General features: G+C 61.5%; 31 protein-coding genes. 17 read left to right on the top strand and 14 right to left on the bottom strand.

Annotated elements, in window-relative coordinates; translation table 11 throughout:
• Positions 1 to 95 precede the first annotated feature (95 nt).
• The 14 genes from AC0L30_RS25290 to AC0L30_RS25225 form a co-directional block, all read right to left on the bottom strand.
• A complete protein-coding gene (locus AC0L30_RS25290; RefSeq protein ID WP_473405473.1) occupies positions 96 to 449 on the bottom strand; it encodes a GapR family DNA-binding domain-containing protein in 354 nt (117 codons plus the stop codon).
• A complete protein-coding gene (locus AC0L30_RS25285) occupies positions 449 to 1,099 on the bottom strand; it encodes an ssDNA-binding protein (RefSeq protein WP_473405472.1) in 651 nt (216 codons plus the stop codon). Before AC0L30_RS25285 ends, AC0L30_RS25290 begins: the two co-directional genes overlap by 1 nt.
• Positions 1,100 to 1,212: 113 nt before the next feature.
• Positions 1,213 to 1,497 carry a hypothetical protein gene (locus AC0L30_RS25280; RefSeq protein ID WP_473405471.1) on the bottom strand — a complete coding sequence of 95 codons (285 nt, stop codon included), beginning with the start codon at positions 1,495 to 1,497 and terminating at the stop codon, positions 1,213 to 1,215.
• Positions 1,494 to 2,789: a DUF2800 domain-containing protein gene (locus AC0L30_RS25275; RefSeq protein WP_473405470.1), complete on the bottom strand. Its 1,296-nt coding sequence runs from the start codon at positions 2,787 to 2,789 to the stop codon at positions 1,494 to 1,496. The genes AC0L30_RS25280 and AC0L30_RS25275 overlap by 4 nt, the downstream gene beginning before the upstream one ends.
• A complete protein-coding gene (locus tag AC0L30_RS25270; protein ID WP_473405469.1) occupies positions 2,786 to 3,019 on the bottom strand; it encodes a hypothetical protein in 234 nt (77 codons plus the stop codon). Before AC0L30_RS25270 ends, AC0L30_RS25275 begins: the two co-directional genes overlap by 4 nt.
• The gene (locus tag AC0L30_RS25265; protein ID WP_473405468.1) at positions 3,016 to 3,282 is read right to left on the bottom strand and encodes a hypothetical protein; all 267 of its coding nucleotides are present in this window, start codon (positions 3,280 to 3,282) and stop codon (positions 3,016 to 3,018) included. Before AC0L30_RS25265 ends, AC0L30_RS25270 begins: the two co-directional genes overlap by 4 nt.
• Positions 3,283 to 3,293: 11 nt before the next feature.
• A complete protein-coding gene (locus AC0L30_RS25260; protein ID WP_473405467.1) occupies positions 3,294 to 3,605 on the bottom strand; it encodes a hypothetical protein in 312 nt (103 codons plus the stop codon).
• 69 nt (positions 3,606 to 3,674) lie between these two features.
• Complete coding sequence (locus AC0L30_RS25255) at positions 3,675 to 4,178, bottom strand: hypothetical protein (protein ID WP_473405466.1); 504 nt, start codon at positions 4,176 to 4,178, stop codon at positions 3,675 to 3,677.
• Between the two features lie 44 nt (positions 4,179 to 4,222).
• Positions 4,223 to 4,753 (bottom strand): hypothetical protein, encoded by a 531-nt coding sequence (locus tag AC0L30_RS25250; protein ID WP_473405465.1) that lies wholly within the window; start codon positions 4,751 to 4,753, stop codon positions 4,223 to 4,225.
• Between the two features lie 68 nt (positions 4,754 to 4,821).
• Positions 4,822 to 6,105, bottom strand: a complete 1,284-nt coding sequence (locus tag AC0L30_RS25245) for an SNF2-related protein (RefSeq protein ID WP_473405463.1) — start codon at positions 6,103 to 6,105, stop codon at positions 4,822 to 4,824.
• Complete coding sequence (locus AC0L30_RS25240; RefSeq protein WP_473405462.1) at positions 6,102 to 6,434, bottom strand: hypothetical protein; 333 nt, start codon at positions 6,432 to 6,434, stop codon at positions 6,102 to 6,104. The genes AC0L30_RS25245 and AC0L30_RS25240 overlap by 4 nt, the downstream gene beginning before the upstream one ends.
• Positions 6,427 to 6,657, bottom strand: a complete 231-nt coding sequence (locus AC0L30_RS25235) for a hypothetical protein (protein WP_473405461.1) — start codon at positions 6,655 to 6,657, stop codon at positions 6,427 to 6,429. Before AC0L30_RS25235 ends, AC0L30_RS25240 begins: the two co-directional genes overlap by 8 nt.
• Positions 6,658 to 6,660: 3 nt before the next feature.
• Positions 6,661 to 7,185 carry a hypothetical protein gene (locus AC0L30_RS25230; protein ID WP_473405460.1) on the bottom strand — a complete coding sequence of 175 codons (525 nt, stop codon included), beginning with the start codon at positions 7,183 to 7,185 and terminating at the stop codon, positions 6,661 to 6,663.
• A 17-nt stretch (positions 7,186 to 7,202) separates the two neighbouring features.
• On the bottom strand, positions 7,203 to 7,673 hold the full coding sequence (locus AC0L30_RS25225) for a hypothetical protein (protein WP_473405459.1): 471 nt from the start codon (positions 7,671 to 7,673) through the stop codon (positions 7,203 to 7,205).
• A gap of 172 nt (positions 7,674 to 7,845) precedes the next feature.
• On the opposite strand from AC0L30_RS25225, the gene AC0L30_RS25220 reads away from it, so the two are divergent.
• The 17 genes from AC0L30_RS25220 to AC0L30_RS25140 all read left to right on the top strand — a co-directional run bounded on the left by AC0L30_RS25220 (position 7,846) and on the right by AC0L30_RS25140 (position 19,210).
• Complete coding sequence (locus AC0L30_RS25220) at positions 7,846 to 8,085, top strand: hypothetical protein (protein ID WP_473405458.1); 240 nt, start codon at positions 7,846 to 7,848, stop codon at positions 8,083 to 8,085.
• A gap of 105 nt (positions 8,086 to 8,190) precedes the next feature.
• A complete protein-coding gene (locus AC0L30_RS25215; protein ID WP_473405457.1) occupies positions 8,191 to 8,352 on the top strand; it encodes a hypothetical protein in 162 nt (53 codons plus the stop codon).
• 52 nt (positions 8,353 to 8,404) lie between these two features.
• Positions 8,405 to 8,749: a hypothetical protein gene (locus AC0L30_RS25210; RefSeq protein ID WP_473405456.1), complete on the top strand. Its 345-nt coding sequence runs from the start codon at positions 8,405 to 8,407 to the stop codon at positions 8,747 to 8,749.
• Between the two features lie 225 nt (positions 8,750 to 8,974).
• A complete protein-coding gene (locus tag AC0L30_RS25205; protein ID WP_473405455.1) occupies positions 8,975 to 9,526 on the top strand; it encodes a hypothetical protein in 552 nt (183 codons plus the stop codon).
• Positions 9,523 to 9,948, top strand: coding sequence for a hypothetical protein (locus AC0L30_RS25200; RefSeq protein ID WP_473405454.1), 426 nt, complete (start codon positions 9,523 to 9,525; stop codon positions 9,946 to 9,948). Before AC0L30_RS25205 ends, AC0L30_RS25200 begins: the two co-directional genes overlap by 4 nt.
• Before the next feature lie 13 nt (positions 9,949 to 9,961).
• Positions 9,962 to 10,555, top strand: a complete 594-nt coding sequence (locus AC0L30_RS25195; RefSeq protein ID WP_473405453.1) for a hypothetical protein — start codon at positions 9,962 to 9,964, stop codon at positions 10,553 to 10,555.
• A gap of 172 nt (positions 10,556 to 10,727) precedes the next feature.
• A complete protein-coding gene (locus AC0L30_RS25190; protein WP_473405452.1) occupies positions 10,728 to 13,037 on the top strand; it encodes an AAA family ATPase in 2,310 nt (769 codons plus the stop codon).
• Between the two features lie 113 nt (positions 13,038 to 13,150).
• Entirely contained in the window at positions 13,151 to 13,657 is a 507-nt protein-coding gene (locus AC0L30_RS25185) for a hypothetical protein (protein ID WP_473405451.1), read from the top strand.
• 13 nt (positions 13,658 to 13,670) lie between these two features.
• Positions 13,671 to 14,246: a hypothetical protein gene (locus AC0L30_RS25180; protein WP_473405450.1), complete on the top strand. Its 576-nt coding sequence runs from the start codon at positions 13,671 to 13,673 to the stop codon at positions 14,244 to 14,246.
• Positions 14,247 to 14,755: 509 nt separating this feature from the next.
• The gene (locus tag AC0L30_RS25175; RefSeq protein WP_473405449.1) at positions 14,756 to 15,079 is read left to right on the top strand and encodes a hypothetical protein; all 324 of its coding nucleotides are present in this window, start codon (positions 14,756 to 14,758) and stop codon (positions 15,077 to 15,079) included.
• The gene (locus AC0L30_RS25170; RefSeq protein WP_473405448.1) at positions 15,079 to 15,711 is read left to right on the top strand and encodes a DUF6456 domain-containing protein; all 633 of its coding nucleotides are present in this window, start codon (positions 15,079 to 15,081) and stop codon (positions 15,709 to 15,711) included. Before AC0L30_RS25175 ends, AC0L30_RS25170 begins: the two co-directional genes overlap by 1 nt.
• Before the next feature lie 228 nt (positions 15,712 to 15,939).
• Positions 15,940 to 16,485 carry a hypothetical protein gene (locus AC0L30_RS25165; RefSeq protein WP_473405447.1) on the top strand — a complete coding sequence of 182 codons (546 nt, stop codon included), beginning with the start codon at positions 15,940 to 15,942 and terminating at the stop codon, positions 16,483 to 16,485.
• A gap of 312 nt (positions 16,486 to 16,797) precedes the next feature.
• Positions 16,798 to 16,965: a hypothetical protein gene (locus tag AC0L30_RS25160; protein ID WP_473405446.1), complete on the top strand. Its 168-nt coding sequence runs from the start codon at positions 16,798 to 16,800 to the stop codon at positions 16,963 to 16,965.
• Between the two features lie 180 nt (positions 16,966 to 17,145).
• The gene (locus AC0L30_RS25155) at positions 17,146 to 17,502 is read left to right on the top strand and encodes an HNH endonuclease signature motif containing protein (protein WP_473405445.1); all 357 of its coding nucleotides are present in this window, start codon (positions 17,146 to 17,148) and stop codon (positions 17,500 to 17,502) included.
• A gap of 9 nt (positions 17,503 to 17,511) precedes the next feature.
• On the top strand, positions 17,512 to 18,180 hold the full coding sequence (locus tag AC0L30_RS25150; RefSeq protein ID WP_473405444.1) for a hypothetical protein: 669 nt from the start codon (positions 17,512 to 17,514) through the stop codon (positions 18,178 to 18,180).
• Positions 18,181 to 18,371: 191 nt separating this feature from the next.
• Positions 18,372 to 19,016, top strand: coding sequence for a P-loop NTPase family protein (locus tag AC0L30_RS25145; protein ID WP_473405443.1), 645 nt, complete (start codon positions 18,372 to 18,374; stop codon positions 19,014 to 19,016).
• Positions 19,013 to 19,210, top strand: coding sequence for a hypothetical protein (locus tag AC0L30_RS25140; protein WP_473405442.1), 198 nt, complete (start codon positions 19,013 to 19,015; stop codon positions 19,208 to 19,210). Before AC0L30_RS25145 ends, AC0L30_RS25140 begins: the two co-directional genes overlap by 4 nt.
• The last annotated feature ends 843 nt before the right edge of the window (positions 19,211 to 20,053 follow it).

Genomic DNA, 20,053 nt, shown 5'->3' with positions numbered 1-20,053 from the left:
ATGACGACCTCCTGATCTAGGTGAACGTTCGCTGCTCACTTGGTCAGTACCTAAACTGTAAGCTAACAAACCTCACAAGATCAAGTTAGGGGGCATCAGCCCAAGGCGTCATCGTCGTTGACTTCCTCGTCGTCTTCATCGTCCTCGGGAGGCGGGGGAGGGGCGAAACCGTACACGGAGCGGTACAGCTCCATGTTCGCTTCCATCTCTTCCTGCTCTTCGAGCGCGGCCTGCTCGTTCATGCGAATCTTCACGAGGTCGACCACCTGCTTGACGTTGACGCCGGTCTCGTCGGTGCGCGACTTGATCTCGGCTTTCAGGTCTTTGGTGGCGTCCTTGTATTCCGCCTTCACGTCCTCGAAATCTTTTTCCAGATTGAAGAGACGCTCCACGAAGCCCTTGAGGGCTCCGTGGTCGGCGTTCGCCGTTTCGTGTTCGAGGTCACCCATCAGTCGAGCGCATCGTCCGAGGACTCTTCGTCTTCGTCATCCACGGCCTCGAAGGCTTCACCCTTCGATCCGCCACCGCCGCCGATGTTGTCATCGTTCGACAGGAGCTGGATGCAGTCGACGTAGAACTTGATGCCCTTGTTGTCGGGACGGTTGTATTCCTTCATCTGAAGGATCAGCCGCGCCCAACGACCCGAGTAGACTTCCGTCTGGATGTCGTCGAGATCGAGCACCTCGCCCTGGCTGTTCTTCACGATGGGGCGCTTCGAGTAGGCGTTCGGGCGCACCATGTTCCAGCCTTCGAGGTCGACCGGCTCACCCTTCGAGGTGATGTCCGACAGCTCCTGCTCCGCGTCGAGGAACGGGGTGCGGATTTTGCCGCGCTTGTCGGGATCGAGGACATCGATCGGATTGCCCTTCTTGTCCTTGAAGGTCTCCTTCGACAGCTTCGTGATCGCCTTCTTGACGGCGGTCTTGTCAGTCGACGGGCGGTCGATGAAGGTCGCGCAGTACGAGCCATCGTCGTCCGGCTTCGCGTCCTTCGCCTTGAACTTCTTAGCGATGGCAACGAAGGTCAGACGCACCTTCGGCGTCATCCAGCGGTCTTCGTCCTCGATGTAGGTCCACTTGTTCAGGTCGTATTTGGCCATTTGGGTTTTACCCTCCTATGTCTTAGGTCGCGTAGCTCACAGACCTTACGTGCGAGCCACACGTCGCCGCTTTCCCCCACTCAAGGGGCGGGTGCAGACGAAACCCAATGCGATTATTTGCGGTAGCGCAGAACCACAGTAGCTTCGCGGCCGTCACCGGGTGCCGTCACTTCAAACAGACACTCATTCTCATATTTATCTCGGTCCCACACCGAGAACTTTTCTCCCGGTTTGGCATCGTGGGGCAGCATCCACCGCACCAGAGCGTTGCGCGCGTTGGCTTTGGTTACCGCCGCGGAGTTAAGCTCGCGCTCGGCAACACTTTTACGCTCGCAGGCGTCTTGATACACCTTGATTAGTTTGCGCCCTTGTGTGGACGCGCCTACTTCGGTCGTCATTCTTCATCCTCCACTGCATCGAAGTTGTCGCTCTTGTCGAGCTTCACGGCCTCGCGCGCATCCTCCGCGTCGGCGAGCACGTAGCCGCTCGATTCCTTCTTCCACATTTTGAACGCGTCATCCTCGGCGCCGAACAGGGCGTGGAAGCGCTTCTTGCCGAGAACCTTTTCGAGCTGAGCGAGCGTCAGCATCTTCGGCTCCTTCATGTACGCGTCCTCGTCGAGCCCTTCGAGGTCGAGCAGCGCCACGATCTCGTCTTCGCTCGCCGTGAACTTGCGATACGCGCGCTTGTCGACCAGCTTTGTGCCATCGGGCACTCGGCCTTCCAGGGCTTCGTTGTGGGCGTGCTGCATGACACGCTTCAGCCAGCCCTCAAGGATGCGAACCTCTCGCACGATGCGGCCGAGGCGCGCGGGGGTCATGTCGGTAATGCGAGGCAAATCGTCCTCCGTCAGCTCGCGGGATTTCTTCAGACGGACGCCGATGGTCTCCATGACGAACGCGCGCAGCGTGTCGCAGCCCCAGGCGGCCGGGCAGAATTTGCAGTGCTCGCCCGCAACCAGCGGGGCATCCTCGTCGTCGGTCGCAGCCGCCTTCTCTGCGAGAAGCCCTTCGAAGATCATCAGGTCGATCACGTCGATCTCTTGCGAACGGACGGGACCGTGACGATGGAAGGCGCGCGGCTGGATGATGACGAACTCGACGGTGTCGACCCCTTCGTGCTCGAAGAGCTTCAGGGCGCCGACGCCGTAGGTCCAAACCTGCGGGTTGTCGTTGACCTCGACGACGTGGCCGCTGCCGTACTTGTAATCGAGCACGATCAGCTTGCGGGCCTTGCGCTTGTAGATCAGGATGTCGCCCGTGCCGAAGAGCTTCGGGTGGATGAAGCTCATATCGAGGCGCGTTTCGAGCATCAGCAGATCGCCGTCGACGCGGCTGTAGTGCTGCTCGATCACGTCGAGCGTCATCTGACAGCCCTCGACCATCTCTTCGTCGATGGCGAAGAAGCGCTCGCGGTCGATCTCGTGATTGTGGCCCTCGCGCAAGAACGCCATGCTCTTGTCGTCGGCCTCAAGGTCGACAGCCCCACCCAGGAAGTCGTGCGGGTCGTAGCCGTTGCTGATGATGAACTCGTTGAACTCGTGCGCGGCCGTGCCTTCGAGCGCGAAGACGGTGCTGCGATTCTCCTGGCCCTCAGACATGCCAACCGAGCCCGCGCACACCATCCACCGCGAGGCGGCAGACGGGCCGAGCTTCGAATGTGAGCGCGATGCGTGGGCCTGTATGGTCAAGAGAGCGCCTCGTCGTCGATTGAAGCCAGTGTCCTATGCGATGCACCGAACGCGCAGCGCTTGCCGTCCATGTCGAGCTTGCCGCAGACGCAGCGAAGCGCATCAGTCTCGCGCTCGTAGAACTCGACCGCGCTGATCTCTTCGACGAGCGGGCCATCGGGCAAGTCACCATCGGTGAAGCCACGACGCCCCGTCTCGAAGTCCTCCCAATATCGGCGCTTGACGCTCAAGCCAGCTCCCACACAGCGTGACGGCCGTCGCGCAGGCCGGTGTCCTTGATGTAGCCGAGCGCGGTCAGCTCAGAGCGGCGCTTGCGGACGGTCGACTCCGCGTAGCCCTTGTCCGAGAACAGGCCGTTGAGGGTCTTGTCGGTCATCGAGCCGAGCTTCGTGAACGCTTCCAGCACTTCACGCTGGATCGTATGGAGCTGCGCGGTGATGTTCGCCGCGGCGGCCTGGGACGTGTCGATGTCGGTATTGCGTGCGAGTGACATGAGGCTCTCCGTTAGGCAGCGCGCTTCTGACGGTTCAGCTCGCGCATGATGCGGCTGACGCTGCGGGTGGGTTTCTGCTTGCTGTAGAAGTCGACGAACGCGGACAGGACCACGTCTTCTCGGCGGCGATAGCCAAGGATGCCGTGCTCGACCAAAGCCTTCGAAGCGGCCTCGCGAGCTTCATTCGCCATGGTGGCACGCGCTTCGAGGTTAGCGATACCGTTGGCGACATCGTGGTGAAGTGCGTGGCGCCATCTGCGCAGAGAGCTACGTCCACGAACGGCGTTGCGGCGTGCGCCGCGATAGGTGTCTGCTTTACGCATGGTCGCTCCGAAGGAAGGGTGGGGCGCCCCGCCCTGTTGAGTGAGGGCCGGGGCGCTAGGTGTCGCTGGTTACTTCTTCGCCTTGGCGAGCAGCTCGCGGGCCTTCTTCGCGATGGCCGGGAGGTACTTGGCGTCGACCTCACTGATCTTCGCCGCCTTGCCGTGCTCCTTGACGATCTCGGAGATGATCGTGTTCTTGGACGGATACGCCTTGCGCACTTCGAGCAAGAGGTTCTTCACGTCCTCGTTCGTCAGCTCTTCGGCCTCGCCGTCGTTGCCGTCTTCGAGCGCGTCATCGTCCGCGGTGCCCTCTTCGAGCGCGTCGTCATCGCTCTGCTCGGCGGCTTTCTTGGCGGCCTCTTCGGCTTCCTTCGCGGCCTTGGCGGCGGCCTTCGCAGCAGCCTTGTCCTTCGGCGGGACGACGGTGGCGTCAGCGCGGAGACGCGACTGCTCGGTCGGGCTCAGCGGGGACGGCTCGGCGCCCGGAACGGTCGGGGCCAGCGCGCCGACGATGGCGGTGGCATTCTTGAACAGCTCGGCAATCGAGTTGCCTTTGATGGTGACTTCGAACATGGGGTCCTTTCGGGGTTTGTGAGGTTACAGAACTAACGACCGAGTCAAACGTAGTGGTCGTCTTCGCCGCAGCCTCGGCCGACTTGGCCCTTGTCACGCTGCGAGACGAATTGGGTCCATTCGACCAAGCCGCGCTTGCACGCGAAGTACCACGTCTTGATCTTGGGTCCGGTGATGAAGAGCGTCGTCGTGCCGACCTCCGCAACTTCGAGCCGGTGAAACATGTCGGCGCTGCGCCAGACGACCTTGCCATCGGTCACGTCGCGAACGTGATGGGTCTCGGGCCGGTTGGCGCCTTCCGCGGTGCGCGTGAAGAACTCTCGCAGATGGCCTCGCAACATGATCGAGACCGACCACCACGGATGCGAGTGCAGGATGCGGTCGTCATCGTGGTAGTAGTTGTGCAGATAGATGTTGAAATGCTTGTTGCGGGGGATGACGTGCCAGCGCTTCATGTACGGATCGCTGTGCTTGCCTTCCGGGTCACGACCAATCAGCACGTCCGGCGCGCGAGACGCCATGACGCGAACCATGCGGGCGTAAAGTCTCTCAGTGATGAATGAAGGCAGTCGCATCGCTATCTCCGGTTTCGATGATTTGTAATCTCACAGACCTCACAATGAGGTCAATTTATGGGGCATGGTCACGAGAACAATTTCTTCGAGTCACTCAGTTTGCGCGAGCACGCTGCGCTGATCTGCTCGTCGAGCGACCCCAGGAGCACGACGAACCGCGTGAACTTCGGCTCGGGCGAGTTCATGTTGAAGATACGCGAGCGGGCCTGCTCGTTATCATCCCCCACCCATGATTGCTCGACGAACAACACGTCGTTGGCTGCGCTGAAGTCGAGGCCGACGCCCATGGCGGTGAGCTGGCCGACGACAACGCGGCACTTCGGATCGGTCTGGAAGCGCTTCTTGATCCGCACCTTGCGGTCGTCGGTCGTGCGGCCGTCGAAGCTCTCGACACCGAACTCCTTCAGGTTCTGCCGGAGCGCATCGATCACAACGTGGTGGTAGGCGAAGAGGACGATCTTCGCTTTGGGGTCAGACTTCAGCTCTTCCTTCACCAGCTCGACCACGCCGGGGACCTTCGCCAGCCCGAACAGCTTGCGCAGGCTCGCGACGTGCTTCTCCTGCTTGGCGAGCGCCTTGAGCGGGTTGTTCGATTGCAGCGCCTCCGCGACTGCGCGGCCCTGGTCGGACTGCATCAGTGCCGTCAGCTCCTTGGCATCGGCCGAGCCTGCGCGGACGTAGACATTGGTGGGCGGCAGCATGTCTCGCCCGAACACGCTTTGACGCGTGCGCCGAATCACGAAGCCCTTCAGCTTCTGCTTCAGCTCCGTATAGTTCTTCGACCCTGCGATCTTCACGCCGAAGGGCGTATTTATCATCTTGCAGTAGCGGTCGCGGAAGCTCGACCACGACATCGGCTTGCCCCGCCCGTTGTCGATCAGATGCGGCGCGCAGCAGCGCAGCATCGGCCACAGCTCGGTCGGGTTGTTGGGCATCGGCGTGCCGGTCAGCAGGATGATGTTGGTCGCGTACTCAGCGAGGCCGCCGATCTTGTCGCAGAGTGTCCCGTACACCGCCTTCGTGCGGCCGGTCGACCGTTCCTTGGCATAGTGGCACTCGTCGATCACGAGCACGTACTTCTTGCCGCGGAGCACCTTGAGGATGCGATTCGCTTTGTTGTAGCTGACGATGATCGCCCACCACCCGCCGCGCCGAAACTCCATGATCGCTTCGCGCCAGTTGTCCTTGACGGCGGCCGGGCACACGACCACGACGATCCTGGCCTCGACCAGATCGGAGCCGTGGATCGCGATGTTGGTTTTACCGACGCGGGGCTCGTGAGCTACAAGCGTGGCGAATTGGCGCGAGACGTATTCACCGTCCTCGCGCTGGAAAGGGCGAAGCTCTCTCAAGGCGTGAACTTCCCCGTTCCCCAAAACGCCTTAATGTGGCGTTGCACATTGGGTGAAAGCGTGATGCCGTTGCCGGGTGCGAGCATTTCGGCCGCGTCGAAGAAAAGCTCGAACGCTCCGGCCAGGGTGAGTCGAACAGTGCGGTCGTTAAATCGCATCCGCACGAGATCGCGCTTTTGCAACGCCTTGATCTGGCACGTCAGGTCCCGGCCGTAACCTATCCAGTACGGGACATGCCGCCAGCCTAGGTACCGCTGTGCGAGCCCGACACGGCCCTCCGCGACACAGCGAAGAGTCTCGCGTTGCTTTGCTGTCAGGCTCTCAGACATCGCTCTTTTTCTGGTACTTGCCCGGCACGCAGCGCCAGCGCTCAACACGGTAGCCGGTGCGGTAGGTCGGGTGCTCCGACATCCACTTCGCGATCATGGGCTGGCCGAGCATGCAGCTCTGCAAGGTCAGCGTGTCATCCAGGCTGCTATCCGTGACGATCTCGTCGACGCAGGGGGCGGTGCCGGTCAGATGGCATAGGGTTATGGCGATGGTGATGAACATCGGTCAGCCTTCCTTGTGCGAGACGATCTTCGTACCGAACCCGCCCGAGGCCGGGCGCCAGCCGCAGTAAAATTCGAGCTTGCCGTTGAAGTAGGACAGGAAGGGCAGCGGCCCGAACGCCTTCAGCGAAGCCCAAAGCCACAGCGCGTAGAACGCCGGGTGGGCGATCTGCGCCAGGGCGAGCCACACGACAGCCAGGATCATCGCGGCCGGGCTGAGCTGCGGCCAAAGCACCGCCCATCGCCAGCCCATCGTCGGCGGCGAGGTGTCTCGGCCGGTGGTCGCGAGCACGGGCGCCGGGCCGGTGACACGGTAGTTATTGTCCTCGACGCCAAGCACGTAGCCGACGAAGTTCATCAGCGGGTTGCGGCAGATGAACCAATAGAAGCGGCGCAGCCAGATGTTGGTGACCTCGGGCAGATAGGGCTCGCCGTTGTTGACGGTCGGGACATCCCACCCATCGGGGCCGACCAGCCACCACAGCGGGTTGAGCTTCTTCCAGATCGAGACCGGCGTGCGGTCTGTCATCGTTACGGTTTCAGATGTCACAGCTTGGTCTCCATGGCGCATCGCAGGATCGCGAGCGCGTCTGCTTCGTCTTCAGACTTCGGATGGAAGCCCCACCGCTCGCAGGCTTTGCCGATCAGGTCTTTGCCCGCGTTGCCTTTGCCGGTGGCGAACTTCTTGATCTCTTGGACGCTCAGCCCCTCGAAGGGCACGCCATGTTCAGCGCACTTCTCGTGCAGCTTGTTCAGGAAGGCGCCATAGACGTGGGCGGCCGTGGTGCCGCGGTGGCGCAGAACCTTTTCGTAGAAGACCTTCGTCACCCCGAGAGCGAAGTGCTCGTCGAGCTGCTTGCCGAACCGTTCGTAGCGGACGTGGGGCGAATCGAATCGGGTGACTGAGAAGTCCCATGCCCCCGACATGTAGGACCCGCCGTTGCCGAGCTGGTCGAAGCGGGCAAAGCCGCAGTGTGTCCCGAGGTCGATCCCCAGGTACGCCGAGTAGGGTTGCATGGTTGTTATGCCCCGAAGGTTTGTAATGTGCATTGTCCTTACGTAGGTTCGCGCATGAATGTCAATTAACGGGGCACGCCGTACGAAACCGGGGATTGCGTTTGTGAGTCGTGTGAGGTACGCGAATCACACGACTCACAACGTCGAGTCGGCAACCGAAAGGAACGACGCCATGAGCACACTGGAACAGGCTATCAACGATGCGCTGGCGCGCGGAGAGTTCGTTCATCTCTCCGTTGCGGTGAAGGACAAAGGCTTCTCGGCAGTGTTCGCATCAGCGAGCCGGGCAGGGCACTATTCGACTGCGGACGCCGCCGATCCCATCGTCGCTATGGTGCGGGCGATCAGCGCGGCGCCGATGTCCCGTAGGGTGAGCAAAAATATTTCGGCCGACGACGACGCGCTATCTTGACTGTCGGATTTGTTAGGCGCATAACCTCACACATTGGGGAAATCGAACACAGGCCGGTGGGGACCGCGCCTCTCAAGCATCACTCAGCACAAAGGATCACTGGCCATGCCGCAGCCTTGCGGAATGCGCATCGATGTCAGCTTCGGCACCGATGGCCAATTGTACGTCGTCTACGAGCACCACTGGAACGTGACCCACACCTCGCCGTCCGAGAGCGTCTGGATGATCCCCGGCACTCACCCCGACGACCCGTCTTCTCGCGACTAGCCTGTAACGTCTGTCATCTCACAACCACCAAGCAAAGAAGGAACGACCTCTAATGAAGACCGAAGCCCGCGTCATTCTCGAAAACAATTCCACCCTCATGACCGCCATCGGCCGTCAGCTCGCAGAGAGCGGCAACATGCTCGGCGCCGCCCTCGTCATCATGACGGCGCGCGGCGACGCTGCGATCACGAAGCTTGTCGAAGAAGGCGACGAGGCCGCGATCACGAAGGCGGTGCTGGTCGATCAGTCCTGTCTTCTCGCAGCGGTCAGCCTCTCGGCTCCGACCGCCAATGATAGCCAGTTGCTCGCGCTGATGGGGAAGGCGACCTACGGCATCGCGCAGGACGTGACGCCCGCCGCTGCTTCGGGCACCACCGACGCCGCAGACGCGGCCTGAGACCAATGGGCGATACTTATTGGTGGGGCGCAATCTACGTGGAGCATAGCACCATCTTCTGTGCTGATGTGGTCGCCTACGGAGAGCCCTGGCCGTCGTGCTCCATATGGATCGTGCCCGGCACGCAGTTCGAAGACTAACGCATCAACTACTCACGGGTGGCTCCACTTCACGCCACCCGTGTGCCTGCCCTGTAACGAACGTCACCTCACAAGGAGAACGCCAGTGACTACCGCCACTTCCGCAAAGCCCCGCCCGTCGCGCCACGACCGCAAGGTCGCCAAGGAGCGCAAGGCGCAAGAAGCACAGATCAAGGCGCAGATCACCGCCCGCGTCGCGCCCGAGCCGAAGGTCAACCCGAACGCGCCCAAGCCCCGCCGCTTTCCGTACGCGGTCGGCACCCCCGGCTGGAATCGCCAGCAGCTCGGGATCACGCTGACGCAGATCATGCGCAACATCAATGAGCCGAACGCCGACGTGACCGTGGCGCTCGACGAAGAGGGCAACTCGACCGGCGAGATCATCTCCGTGCAGATGACGAAGCCGACCCGCGCACAGAAGCAGGCACGGCGCAAGCACTTCGAAGACCGCGGCCTGCTCGGGCCGTTCGCAGCCGACAATCAGCGTCGCAAGACGCGCCGTCGCAATCACCGCTGTGCCGCTGTCGGCACTCGGCTCGATCCCGACAAGAAGCCGAAGAAGTCCTGGCACCGCGGAGGCGACCGCCTGACCGCTGCCGCTCGCAAGGAAGACGCGAAGAAGGCCGCGAAGAAGTGACGAAGATCACCCCCTCGATCCTGGCGCGGCTGCAAGCGATCTGTGCCCATCGCATGAACGATGGGTCATCGGTCGAAGGCTACCTCGCCTACATGGCAGAGCACAACGTCACCGACGTTGAGTGCTACTGCGACATCCTCGAAATGCAGCTCGACATCTTGGCCGCGACGACGCGCTTCTACGACCAGCGAATCGCCGCGGACGACACCCAGGCTTCCATACTGTGCGGCCTGGGTGGCTGCTTCGGCATCGTGATGGGGCGCATGTCCCATCGCGATCCGGTCGAAGGCCGCGAGGTCGCCAGCCATCTCGGCCAGATGATCGCCGAGCGCTTCAATCGCCTGATGGCTCAATGGTTCGCGTGGGTCGATAGCCCCCCGCCTAAGCTGCCCACACACCAATCACCTTCCACAATCAATTGACCGGGGAATGACTATGGGGATCACCAAGTCCGAAGACTACACCGCCAAGATCAACGCGAAACGTCTGTTCGGCGGCCTGAAGGAAGAAGCGCAGCAAATCCAGAAGCACGTCGACGAGCTGCTCACCACCGCCAACGCGATGCGCAACTCGCTCTCGCGTGCGTTGCTCGGAATCGCGCAGATCGAGGCGCTCTACGTCGACCAGACCGAAGCGCGGCGCAAAGCCGACGCCGACGTGTTCACGCTGACCGCTCAGCTCGCCGAGATCAAGCTGCATATCGCTCCGGCGATTGCGCGCTTCGAGGCCGAAGGCGTCAAGATCACCTCGCTCGTGGCGGCGGCGGATCGCACCGCGATGGATCGCTTCATCCCGGCCGAGCCGATGGGAATGATCGAGAACGTGACCTACGTCGACATGCAGTACATCTGCGATCAGCTCAAGACCGACCGCAAGAGCGTGCGCCGTTACATCTCCGAGGGGCGGCTGCGCTCGGCCGACAGCCAGGAGACCGAGACGGGCGGGAAGCCGAAGGACGTGTGGATCAAGACGCTGGTCGATCAGTCCATCAGCGAGTTCCACAAGAGCCGGTCCAAGCGGGCGGCTTGATGCCCCTTTAATTGACCGAGTTGTTAGATTTGTGAGACAACACGACCTCACAGGTCCCCCGCGAATGAAGAACAGCCCGCTACGGGTTCACCGTGAGCGGGCTGTTCAACGAAAGGACGCCAACGCCAATCAGCGTCGGCGCAGGATATAACAAAGGGCGCAGCGGAAATCAATGGCGGTCGATAACACAGGTGCCCGAAGGTCTCGGAACCGGAAGAACGCGTTTCAGTTCGCTCAGCTCGGACTCTACGTCTTCCCTAGCGACGGCAAGGTGCCGTTGATCCCTCGCTACAATCGCGCGGACACCTCACTGAAGAAGGACGAGATCGAGGCCGCCGTCGAAGAGTTCATGGAGAAGCACGAGGTTGAGCCCGCACACGTAGGCGCCACTCGTGACCCCGAAGTCATCAAGCGCATGTGGCGCAAATTCCCGGATGCTGTGCCGTCGATCTCGTGCGGTCCTTCAAAGCTGGTCGTGCTCGATGCCGACCAGAAGGACGACGGCCCTGCCAAGATGGCAGAGCTGTTTGCCGAGATCGGCGGCGTACCCGAGGGCGTGCCCGTCAACCCGACGAAGTCGGGCGGGCAGCACTTCGTATTCTCCGACCCCGAGAGCAAATTCACCAACAAGGCGGGCCTGCTCAAAAAGCAGTATGGCACCGACGTGCGCGGGCAGGGCGGTCAGTTCGTCGGCCCCGGATCGATTCGCGAGGACGGCAAGACGTACGGCTCCGATGCCGACCGCCTGAACTTCCTACGCGCAATTGCAAGCAAGAAGATTCCGCAGCTCCCGGCAGAGATCGTCGAGCTGATCGGCGCGCAAGCGGCTGACGCGCAAGGTAACGAAGTCACCCCCACCCAAGAGCGCGAGGTCATCAAGCGCCTGGAAGACGCAGATTGGGACAAGTATGAGCATGCCTTTGAAGACACTATCGGGGACTACGATCTCGACGGACTGCTTGCGTCGAATACTGAATTTCGATCCCTCTACAATAGCCCCGGACCCGATTGTTCAACTAATCGGTTCCTCGCCGCTCGACACGTCATGCGCGAGTGGCCTGACCTTCCGGTGGAAGTCCTCTCGATCTTCTTCTCGAAGTGGGAAGGCTCGGGCGCATACACCGACGACAAGCCTAAGTCAGGCGAATACGATGACCGCCAGATCGCGCGCGAGTGGATCAAGAATCAAGGGCTGAAGAAAGAGACTCAGTCCGATGGCTCCGCGTTCGAAGCGGTCGAGGGCGAAGATGACGATGAGGGCGAAGCCGTAGCGGACATCAGCTCCGCTGCGGACGATGCGTACCCGAAGCTCGGCAAGATGTTCTTCTCTACGGACATCGTTCGCGCCATCGTGCCCGATCATATCATTGAGAACGTGTGTGTGCCGGGCCAGCTCGGCATGATCCACGGCGCCTCGAACGTCGGTAAGACCTTCACGGTGATCCACCTCGGCGAATGCGTCGTGGGCGGCAAGCAGTGGTTCGGTCGCAACGTCGATCAGTCTGGCGTGCTCTATTGCTTCGGCGAAGGTGGCGAAGGCTTCCTCAACCGCCTCGATGCCTACAGGCAACGCTACGGCACGCACGGGATGGTCGTCAACGATGGCATTCCGAACCTCGGGCTCAACTTGGCGAAGGCGATCAAGGAGCTTGAGAAGGCAATCGACAAGGCGAACGCGATGTACGCCGCTCGTGGCGGCATGCGCGTGAAGATGGGGTTCCTCGACACGTTCGCTAAGGCCATCGCAGGCGCCGCGGAAAACGACATGAAGGAGATACAGCCCATCCTCAATGCGCTGCGGGCTCTCGCGCGCAAGAAGGGCGTCTGCATCATCCTGATCCATCACAGCGGCAAGGACACCATGCTCGGCGCGCGTGGATCGAGCGCGCTCATTGCCGACGTAGACTTCAACCTCGAAGTCATCACCGCAGACGAAGCCAAGAAGCGCAAGATCAACGGCGTGTCTGCGGGCCAGCTCGCCATCATCGCACCGAAGATGCGCGACGAAGCGAAGAGCGGCCTGCACCTGTTCAAGCTCGAAGGCATCGACCTCGGGGTGAAGAACAAGTGGGGCAACCCGGTCACCTCCGTAGTCGTGGCGCCTATCGAGCCGCACTCGAAGGGCGAGGCGCTCGACGCGGTCGACGACGAAGAGCCCGGCACGACACCGGACATGCTGACGCCCGACCAGAACAACAAGGCCGAGGACGAGCGCCAGGGGCGGCTCCACGAGGTGCGCGAGGCGATGAAGGAATGCTCCAAGCTCGTCGGCCAGGAGATGCAGGCCCCACTTGCGGAGCTGGAAAAGCGTATCAAGTGGCTCGCCAAGTTGAAGCGCGACAGCGGGGATAACTACGCCCGCGAGCTGCGCAAGGTGCTCTTCCGCGGCGAGCCGGGCGAGCTAATGGATGACGGGTGGGTCCGCTACACGCCCGGCTCCGGTAAGCGCCCGAGCATGCTGACGTTCTCTCCGCGCCGTTAGAGGGCGCGGGGACCATCACTGAAAAATCGAGCGATGGTGCGGGCGGCCAGCGTTGACTCACGCCTGCACGTTAGGTATGTAATGCGCGTTACCTCACGAAAGGATCAACGCCAATGTCTGCCACCGTCACCGCCCTGAAGCCCGCGAGGCCGAAGGCGAAGAACCCCACCCCCACAACACCGCCCGTCCGAAGCGTGGCCTGGAAGCGCAAGATGCGCCGCCAGCGCGGCACGGCCTACGCGACCGCAGGCGTCGCCCTGGTGCTGATGGGGCTCTCCCTGTCCCATCTCGCTGCCGGTGTCGGCGCGCTCACCCACAGCGATCCTGGCCACGCGTGGAGCATGGCAGTCGGCATCGACCTTGGCTTCATCGCCTTGGAGATCAGCCAGCTTTGCGCGACCAGCGAATCGATCCGCGCCAGGATCATGCAGTGGGCAGGCCCCACCATCATCGGAACACTCATGGTGTCGGCTGCGATGAACGCCTACGCGTTCGCCTCGGTCGCGGTCGGCTGGCCGGTGGTCGCCGCTGCCTGCATCCTCGGCGTCTCGATCCCGATGCTGATCTACGTGCTCACGCGGGTCTCCGTCGCCCTGTGGGTCGACGCGGCCCGGCAATAGAAGGAGGCTACTGATGTCTAAAGACGAACCCCCTCACCAGCACTGTTCTGCCGACATCATGAAAGAGGCACTAGACGATGTGCGCAGCGAGGGAGGCTTGGCGGTTCACAAACGAGTTTTTGCGAAGCGCGTGGACCCACTGGCTGATCTTGTCACCCGGTTTTCGGCAGCTCTGCTAGAGAAGCTTCGCGCCGCCGAAAGTAAGTATGGCCGCAAAGATGATTGGCTAGACCCGAATTGGGAGGCCGATTGCCAGCGCCAGTTGTTGGAGCATGTTGCTAAGGGCGATCCGCGCGACGTTGCCGCCTACGCTGCTTTTTGCTGGCACCACGGATGGACCACGCACGCCCTCAATGAACCGCAGCCAGTGCCAGTGAAGCAAGAGGAAGATAAGCTTCTGATGCAGGCCCTTCGCGCCAGTTCAGAAATCGTCGAAGAAATTCCCCACAAGGCCGAGCAGAAGATCGGAATTGCGCTGTCGGAGGCGTGCACCGACTGCCAGAACACAGGCTGGTGTCACGGGCAAGGCTGGTGCCAGAAAGCCGGCGCCGCTCTGGCACTGTCGCGCCCTCACCAGCGGGGAGAATAGTTGCACCTGCAACCCTTCAACCCTTCAATCTTACCCTTCAAAGCCGCCTTTCGGGGCGGTTTTTTCTTGCGCTCGGCCAGCGCTTAAAACACTGTAAGTGCTTGTGGACATTGAGCTTTCAGCTATTCCCTTCAACCCTTCAACGAGCCGGTGCGCCCGAATAGGGCTTTGAAGGGTAAGAACGATGAGGGCTTGAAGGGTTGAGGGGTAAGGCTTGAAGGGTATAGGTATCTGAAATCGTTGAGCTTTCAGCTATTCCCCTCAAGCCTTCAACCCTTCAAAAATCGACATGTCTATCCTTACCCTTCAACCCTTCAATCCAGCCCTCTCCCTTTAGGGAGGGGCTGAAGGGATGAGGGGTAGAGGGCTTAGGGGCGGAAGGTCTCTCCGTCTGGAAGCCTGCCAGCCTCTCAGTCGCTCAGTCGATCAGCCTGTGCCCCCTAACTTGCGCTTGTGAGGAATGTGGGATTACAAACCTAACATACCCCGCAACATGGCACGAGGCCCCCTTGTCCACATTCCTGCAATTCGTCGGCCCGCTCGGCGAGCCGGTCTACTTCCGGCCCGACCGGGTCGACGGTATCCGCGAAGTCGCCTTGACGGTCGGTGGCCGCCCCGTGCGCGGCGCGCTCGTGCTCCTGACCAGCCGGGAGGTGTTCAAGGTCCAGGGCTCGGCCGATGCGGTCGCCGCGGCCGTCGAGCAGTGGCAGGCCGAGCGCGAGCCGAAGTTCGCCGAGCTGAAGGTCGGCGCGCTGCAAGCGGTCAGCCCGAACTGCACGTTCCCGAACTGCACCTGCCCGGAAGTGGACGGCGCGGTGAGGTGCCGGTCCTGATGACTGAGCCGCTGATGCGCGCCGTCCTCGACGGCACCGATCCCGACCGCGTCCTCGTCCGTGTCCGTCACGCGGAGGGCGTCGCTCTCGCCACCCGCAAGGACTACGGCCGCCCCATCGACTACCTCCGCTACCGCACGCCGAAGAACCCGATCTCCGACGCGATGTTCATGGCGGCCGAGTTCTACTGCGCCGACTATCACGCGATCTCACAGGTCGGCTCGAACACGCAGGCGACCATCGATCACCTGATGAAGGCCGTGCCGTTGACCGCCGACGACAAGCGCATGCTCGATCAAGAGGGCGTCAACTCGCAGCGCATGCACTCGAAGGGTGAGTGTCACGAAGCGGCCGACCCGAGCGACCGCATGCTCACCGCCGCGCTCAACTTGAAGCGTATCGACGAGCGCCTCGATCCGGTGCAACGCGCACTGCTTCGCGATCTGATCGTTCGCGAGATGACGGTCGGCGCGATTGCGCAGCGTTGGAAGTGGCCGCCCGAGGCTGCGAGCGTGATGGTGCGTTATGCGCTGCTTCGCCTCGTGCAGGTTTACGAGCAGCTCCGCGAGGACTTCGCGCTGTATCTGCGCCAGGAGCGTCAGGCCGAACTCGAAGCAGCGGTCGGTCTCTGATGGGGACCGACATCATGCTCTTCGGTGGAATGCTTTTCACCGCACTGATCTTTGCCGTTCTCATGACCCGAAAGGACCCCAAGTGAAATCACTCGACGACCTCTTCACTTCGATCATGTCGATCCCGCATCTGTCGGTCGACATCAAGACTCGCGCAGGTTTCTGCGCACGCAGCTCTGCCGCAAAGGCCGCGGCTTCGATCTCTTCAGCATCTTCGGGCACTGACACATGAGTTTCCCCTATCGCATGATGGTTGTCGGGCACGGCCGCCATGGCAAGGACACCGCCGCCGAAATCCTGCGCGACAACTTCGGCGCGACGTTCGTCTCGTCGAGCTGGTTCATGGCAGAGCGCGTCGTGTTTCCGCATTTCAACGCGACGCAGCCCGGTCGCTACTCGTCGGCGCAAGAGTGCTACGATGACCGCGCGAACGAACGCGCTACGTGGTTCAACCTGATCGCCGCATCGAACGCTGCCGACCTCACCACGCTCGGTCGCGCGATCTTCGCCGAATACGATCTCTACGTCGGCAACCGAAACGCTCGCGAGTTTCACGCGCTGCGGAATGCGGGTGTCTTCGACGTGGCGATCTGGATCGATGCGTGCGAGCGATTGGAGTACCGCGAGCCGCGCACCTCGCTGACCATCGAGCCCTGGATGTGCGACTTCGTGGTCGACAACAACGGCGCCCTGGCCGACCTGAAGCGGAATCTAGCCTCGCTGATGAAGACGCTGGCGGTCCCGGCCCTGAAACCGGCCTTGGCAATTCTGTAAGATTTGTAATCTTTCGGATGCCCCGTTAGTGCCCCCTAAGTTGACCCCCGGATGTCAACTAGGCCATAACGGGGATGCAGAGATGGGTGAGGCGAAGGGAAAGCCTCGAACGCGGTCCTAACCCGGCCGATGGCCTCGCCCGTCGCTTGAACCGGAAGCCCTGATCGTCTTGGGCAGACGCTCTCCTACCTCAACGGCCAGCCCTTGCGGCCCGCTTTGAGATGGCGGCGAAAGACGAGCCTGTACCGGCAGGCAACCACGAGGCCCCGTGAGCACCAACGCTCCGGGGCCTCTTCATTTCGGAGATCAGCTATGGGCTGCAACTGTGGCCAGCGCCGCGATCTGACGCGGCAGGCAATCAACAACATCCGCAAGGGTGACACCGCCGCGGCAAAGCAGAACGTGCAGCGCTTCGTGCAGACGATCCGCCAGGATGCGCGCAAGATCGTGCGTTCGCCGCTAACGCTCCGGCCGCGGTGAAACTTGCCCGCATCGTTGGGCCTCAGCGTCGAGGCGCGGCAAGAGCGTAGACGAGCACAAAAGCGCAGACGCTATCATACTAACATCGAAGCCGAGCGCGCGAGGTCTCGGACGTACGCGGCCTCGCACTCGGCGGAAGCGGTGGCCCGAGTTAAGCGCTGGCGCGAGGCCAATCCAAACATGGCTCGCGACCTAGCCTCAGCTTGGGCGCGACGGAACAGGGATAAATGTAGAGCGCGTTTTCGACGATGGGCGAATCGATACCCTGAAAAGATATACGCGCGCACCGCCCGACGTCGCGCTTTGTTGAAGAATGCAGAAGTAGCGACCGACCCGACTGAGAAAGCGCAAATAGCGGCGATTTACCGTCGTGCTCGCGCGTCGTCACGCCGGACGGGTATCCCGCACGAGGTAGACCATATAGTCCCTCTGTCTAAGGGTGGCCCACACCGCTTGTGGAATCTGCAAATACTTCCGGCCGTTGAAAACGCGGCGAAGGGAGCGCGTGTAGACGCTGATCTACTGGCGTTGCTTTAGGGGCGTGGAATGGCTGGCACTCAGACGAGCTATCAAGGCCCAACCAAAACGTACCGCCAATCCCACGGGGTGTTTCCACGCGCACCCGTAGCCAATGGCGGCGTGATCTACGTCGACCTCACCGATGCGATGTCGCGTTTGAGCGTTGCGCTGAACGTGTACTCGAAAGAGGTGCAGGATCGCGCGCTCTACAACGCGATCAACAAGCTCGGCGACAAGCTGCTCACCGCAGTACGCCGTGACGTAGCGCAAGAGACCGGCGCAAAATACGGCCGCGTGATGAAGGCGATCAAAGCAGATCGCGCGCATCCGCGCCGACTATTCTATCGCATCGTTGCGACAGACCAAGCGATGAAGGTGTCCGACTTCGCGAGATCGTTGAAGCCCGGCAAGAAGAATCCTTCCGCTGCACCGTGGAATAAATCGCGCTCGTTCAAGGGCGCGTTCGTGATCCGCTTCAAGAGCGGAGCGACCGAAATAGTGAAGCGTATCGGTCGCCACAACAAGGGCGGCAAGATCAGAACGCTTTGGGGTCCCATAATCCCGAAGGAAATGATCCGGCCCGGCAATCCGAGTACGGCGCATATCGCCAGCGCAATCCCGAGCGGGTTGGAGCCTGTGCTGATGCACGAACTCGAACAAGCTGTCGCGCGCGCAAAGGCTGCGAGCGGCACGTAATTGAACCCCTCGGGCCTCTGACCATTAGGGCGTCGCGCTAGACCAGCGCCTCGTGCTGTCACGCTCGTTCAGGGCCGCAACCTGTCCGCTCGGTCAACGGCGTGGCGTGTGCGGGCGCTGCTTTCTGAGTGCAGCAGGCGAGGCGTGGCAGGACGCCAACTCAGATGCAATTTCAACTTAGGAGAACCCCCATGACACCCACCGTCTACATCATTGGCGCTGACAAGGGCGGCGTTGGCAAAACGACCGTCACGCGTTTGCTGCTCGACTACTTCAACCAGAACGCCATCGAGTTCAAGGCGTACGACACTGAGAGCCCTGGTGGCGCATTGCAGCGTTTCTATCCGGCGCAGAGCACCATCGTCGACCTGACCAAGTCGCTCGACCAGATGAAGGTCTTCGACAACGTGTCGCCGACCGCTGTCACCGTGATCGACATCCGCGCTGGCTTGCTGACGCCCACGCTGCGCATGCTGAGCGAGATCGGCTTCCTCGATCTGGCGAAGGCTGGCAAGCTGCGTGTCGTGGTGCTGCATGTGGTGGGACCGGCAACCCAATCGCTCGACGAGGTCGCGCCCGTTTTGGCCGCCCTGGCTGGCTCGCGCCATATCCCCGTTGCGAACCATATCAACGACACCGACTTCACTGCGCCCGCTGGCGCTATCGAGATCGGCAAGCTCGACGAACAGGCGAACGAAGCGGTCGACAAGGTCGCAATGCCGTTCGCTGACTTCGTCAAGAGCGGCGCGTCGTTTGTGCTGAGCGGCAAGGTGCGGAAGTGGATGGGCGATGCGTTCGCTCAATTCGACGCAGCGAAGCTCAACGTGCTCACATGATCGCGACGCAGCTCTTGCAGATCGTGGTGACGGTGTTCATCGTCGGTCAACCTCCCATCGTGGAGCGTCTGCCCGAGCTATACAAGATCACCGACAACGCGTGCGAGCAGCGCGCCGCTGCGATCCTGGCGACGAAACGTGAAGGCGTGGACGCCACGGTCGAATGCGAGCCAACTGATCGCCGCGTTCAGTGATACCCCCACCTGAACGATTCAACGACTAAACGAAAAACGAAAATTCGCAGAACGAGAAAACCAAAAACTGCGAAACGAGCTGAGCAGCGTAATCGAAGGGCGACCAATCAACTTAGTATGGCGCGGTGCTTGTCGCCGACGCCGCTTCAACGATGCGCTTCACCGATTATCGCTGCTCACCCAAACAGCGCGCCCGAGGGCGCGGAGCCGGGCATACCGTATGGGTGTCGGGCTCGCTGCATGCGTCGGACGGGGGTCACGACGATGCAGCTCTGTGCGACCCACGACGAGAGTAAGCTTGCTGCGCTGGCGGGAGTGCCTTGCTGAATACCGTCGTGGGTCGCGCCCGTCTGCTTTGCATGCACACACGCGCACGCACGCGCGCGAGAAAATTTTTTGCGAGACACTTTTTCTGTTAGATGCTTTCGACGAGCTTCACGGTTGACCGGATTGTGAGCTTTCAAAATCCTTCAGTGCTCAAACGCCACAATAACGCGCCATGCGGTACAAAAAGGCCGAAAAGCCCGTGTGACATTTTGATAAATCCGCAACATGCCTCTAGGATTGCATTAGCGCGTCGCACGTTCGCTTCTCCCGTTGCCTAGTGTCTGATAGCGCGCGATCAAACGCCGCGCTCAGTCCGGGTTTCTGAGGCCCGAATTGGCTCGAAAATATTTGTGAAGCACGCAAAGAAAAACGCCGCGAGAAATCAATCTCGCGGCGTTTTTGGCTTCTAATCCCCTAGCGTCGAAACGCCAGGGCGAAGTCATGGGGGCTCAATAGACGATTCGCCCCCGCCGCTATCGTCGGGGGTTGGCAGGCAAGCGAGCGCAAAACAGGTCA

Source organism: Bradyrhizobium sp. MI1.11, assembly GCF_055811255.1.
Note: the sequence above shows the minus strand (reverse complement) of the source record. Positions and strands in the feature narration are given on the sequence as shown.

What these genes read in the sequence shown, in the direction of transcription:
- AC0L30_RS25220 (WP_473405458.1), top strand. Translation starts at nt 7,846, where the DNA reads ATGAGCACACTGGAACAGGCTATCAACGATGCGCTGGCGCGCGGAGAG.
- AC0L30_RS25285 (WP_473405472.1), bottom strand. Translation starts at nt 1,099, where the DNA reads ATGGCCAAATACGACCTGAACAAGTGGACCTACATCGAGGACGAAGAC.
- AC0L30_RS25230 (WP_473405460.1), bottom strand. Translation starts at nt 7,185, where the DNA reads ATGACAGACCGCACGCCGGTCTCGATCTGGAAGAAGCTCAACCCGCTG.
- AC0L30_RS25170 (WP_473405448.1), top strand. Translation starts at nt 15,079, where the DNA reads ATGACTGAGCCGCTGATGCGCGCCGTCCTCGACGGCACCGATCCCGAC.
- AC0L30_RS25185 (WP_473405451.1), top strand. Translation starts at nt 13,151, where the DNA reads ATGTCTGCCACCGTCACCGCCCTGAAGCCCGCGAGGCCGAAGGCGAAG.
- AC0L30_RS25140 (WP_473405442.1), top strand. Translation starts at nt 19,013, where the DNA reads ATGATCGCGACGCAGCTCTTGCAGATCGTGGTGACGGTGTTCATCGTC.
- AC0L30_RS25235 (WP_473405461.1), bottom strand. Translation starts at nt 6,657, where the DNA reads ATGTTCATCACCATCGCCATAACCCTATGCCATCTGACCGGCACCGCC.
- AC0L30_RS25260 (WP_473405467.1), bottom strand. Translation starts at nt 3,605, where the DNA reads ATGCGTAAAGCAGACACCTATCGCGGCGCACGCCGCAACGCCGTTCGT.
- AC0L30_RS25155 (WP_473405445.1), top strand. Translation starts at nt 17,146, where the DNA reads ATGGCTCGCGACCTAGCCTCAGCTTGGGCGCGACGGAACAGGGATAAA.
- AC0L30_RS25225 (WP_473405459.1), bottom strand. Translation starts at nt 7,673, where the DNA reads ATGCAACCCTACTCGGCGTACCTGGGGATCGACCTCGGGACACACTGC.
- AC0L30_RS25255 (WP_473405466.1), bottom strand. Translation starts at nt 4,178, where the DNA reads ATGTTCGAAGTCACCATCAAAGGCAACTCGATTGCCGAGCTGTTCAAG.
- AC0L30_RS25280 (WP_473405471.1), bottom strand. Translation starts at nt 1,497, where the DNA reads ATGACGACCGAAGTAGGCGCGTCCACACAAGGGCGCAAACTAATCAAG.
- AC0L30_RS25250 (WP_473405465.1), bottom strand. Translation starts at nt 4,753, where the DNA reads ATGCGACTGCCTTCATTCATCACTGAGAGACTTTACGCCCGCATGGTT.
- AC0L30_RS25195 (WP_473405453.1), top strand. Translation starts at nt 9,962, where the DNA reads ATGGGGATCACCAAGTCCGAAGACTACACCGCCAAGATCAACGCGAAA.
- AC0L30_RS25190 (WP_473405452.1), top strand. Translation starts at nt 10,728, where the DNA reads ATGGCGGTCGATAACACAGGTGCCCGAAGGTCTCGGAACCGGAAGAAC.
- AC0L30_RS25290 (WP_473405473.1), bottom strand. Translation starts at nt 449, where the DNA reads ATGGGTGACCTCGAACACGAAACGGCGAACGCCGACCACGGAGCCCTC.
- AC0L30_RS25265 (WP_473405468.1), bottom strand. Translation starts at nt 3,282, where the DNA reads ATGTCACTCGCACGCAATACCGACATCGACACGTCCCAGGCCGCCGCG.
- AC0L30_RS25150 (WP_473405444.1), top strand. Translation starts at nt 17,512, where the DNA reads ATGGCTGGCACTCAGACGAGCTATCAAGGCCCAACCAAAACGTACCGC.
- AC0L30_RS25240 (WP_473405462.1), bottom strand. Translation starts at nt 6,434, where the DNA reads ATGTCTGAGAGCCTGACAGCAAAGCAACGCGAGACTCTTCGCTGTGTC.
- AC0L30_RS25215 (WP_473405457.1), top strand. Translation starts at nt 8,191, where the DNA reads ATGCCGCAGCCTTGCGGAATGCGCATCGATGTCAGCTTCGGCACCGAT.
- AC0L30_RS25210 (WP_473405456.1), top strand. Translation starts at nt 8,405, where the DNA reads ATGAAGACCGAAGCCCGCGTCATTCTCGAAAACAATTCCACCCTCATG.
- AC0L30_RS25165 (WP_473405447.1), top strand. Translation starts at nt 15,940, where the DNA reads ATGAGTTTCCCCTATCGCATGATGGTTGTCGGGCACGGCCGCCATGGC.
- AC0L30_RS25180 (WP_473405450.1), top strand. Translation starts at nt 13,671, where the DNA reads ATGTCTAAAGACGAACCCCCTCACCAGCACTGTTCTGCCGACATCATG.
- AC0L30_RS25160 (WP_473405446.1), top strand. Translation starts at nt 16,798, where the DNA reads ATGGGCTGCAACTGTGGCCAGCGCCGCGATCTGACGCGGCAGGCAATC.
- AC0L30_RS25145 (WP_473405443.1), top strand. Translation starts at nt 18,372, where the DNA reads ATGACACCCACCGTCTACATCATTGGCGCTGACAAGGGCGGCGTTGGC.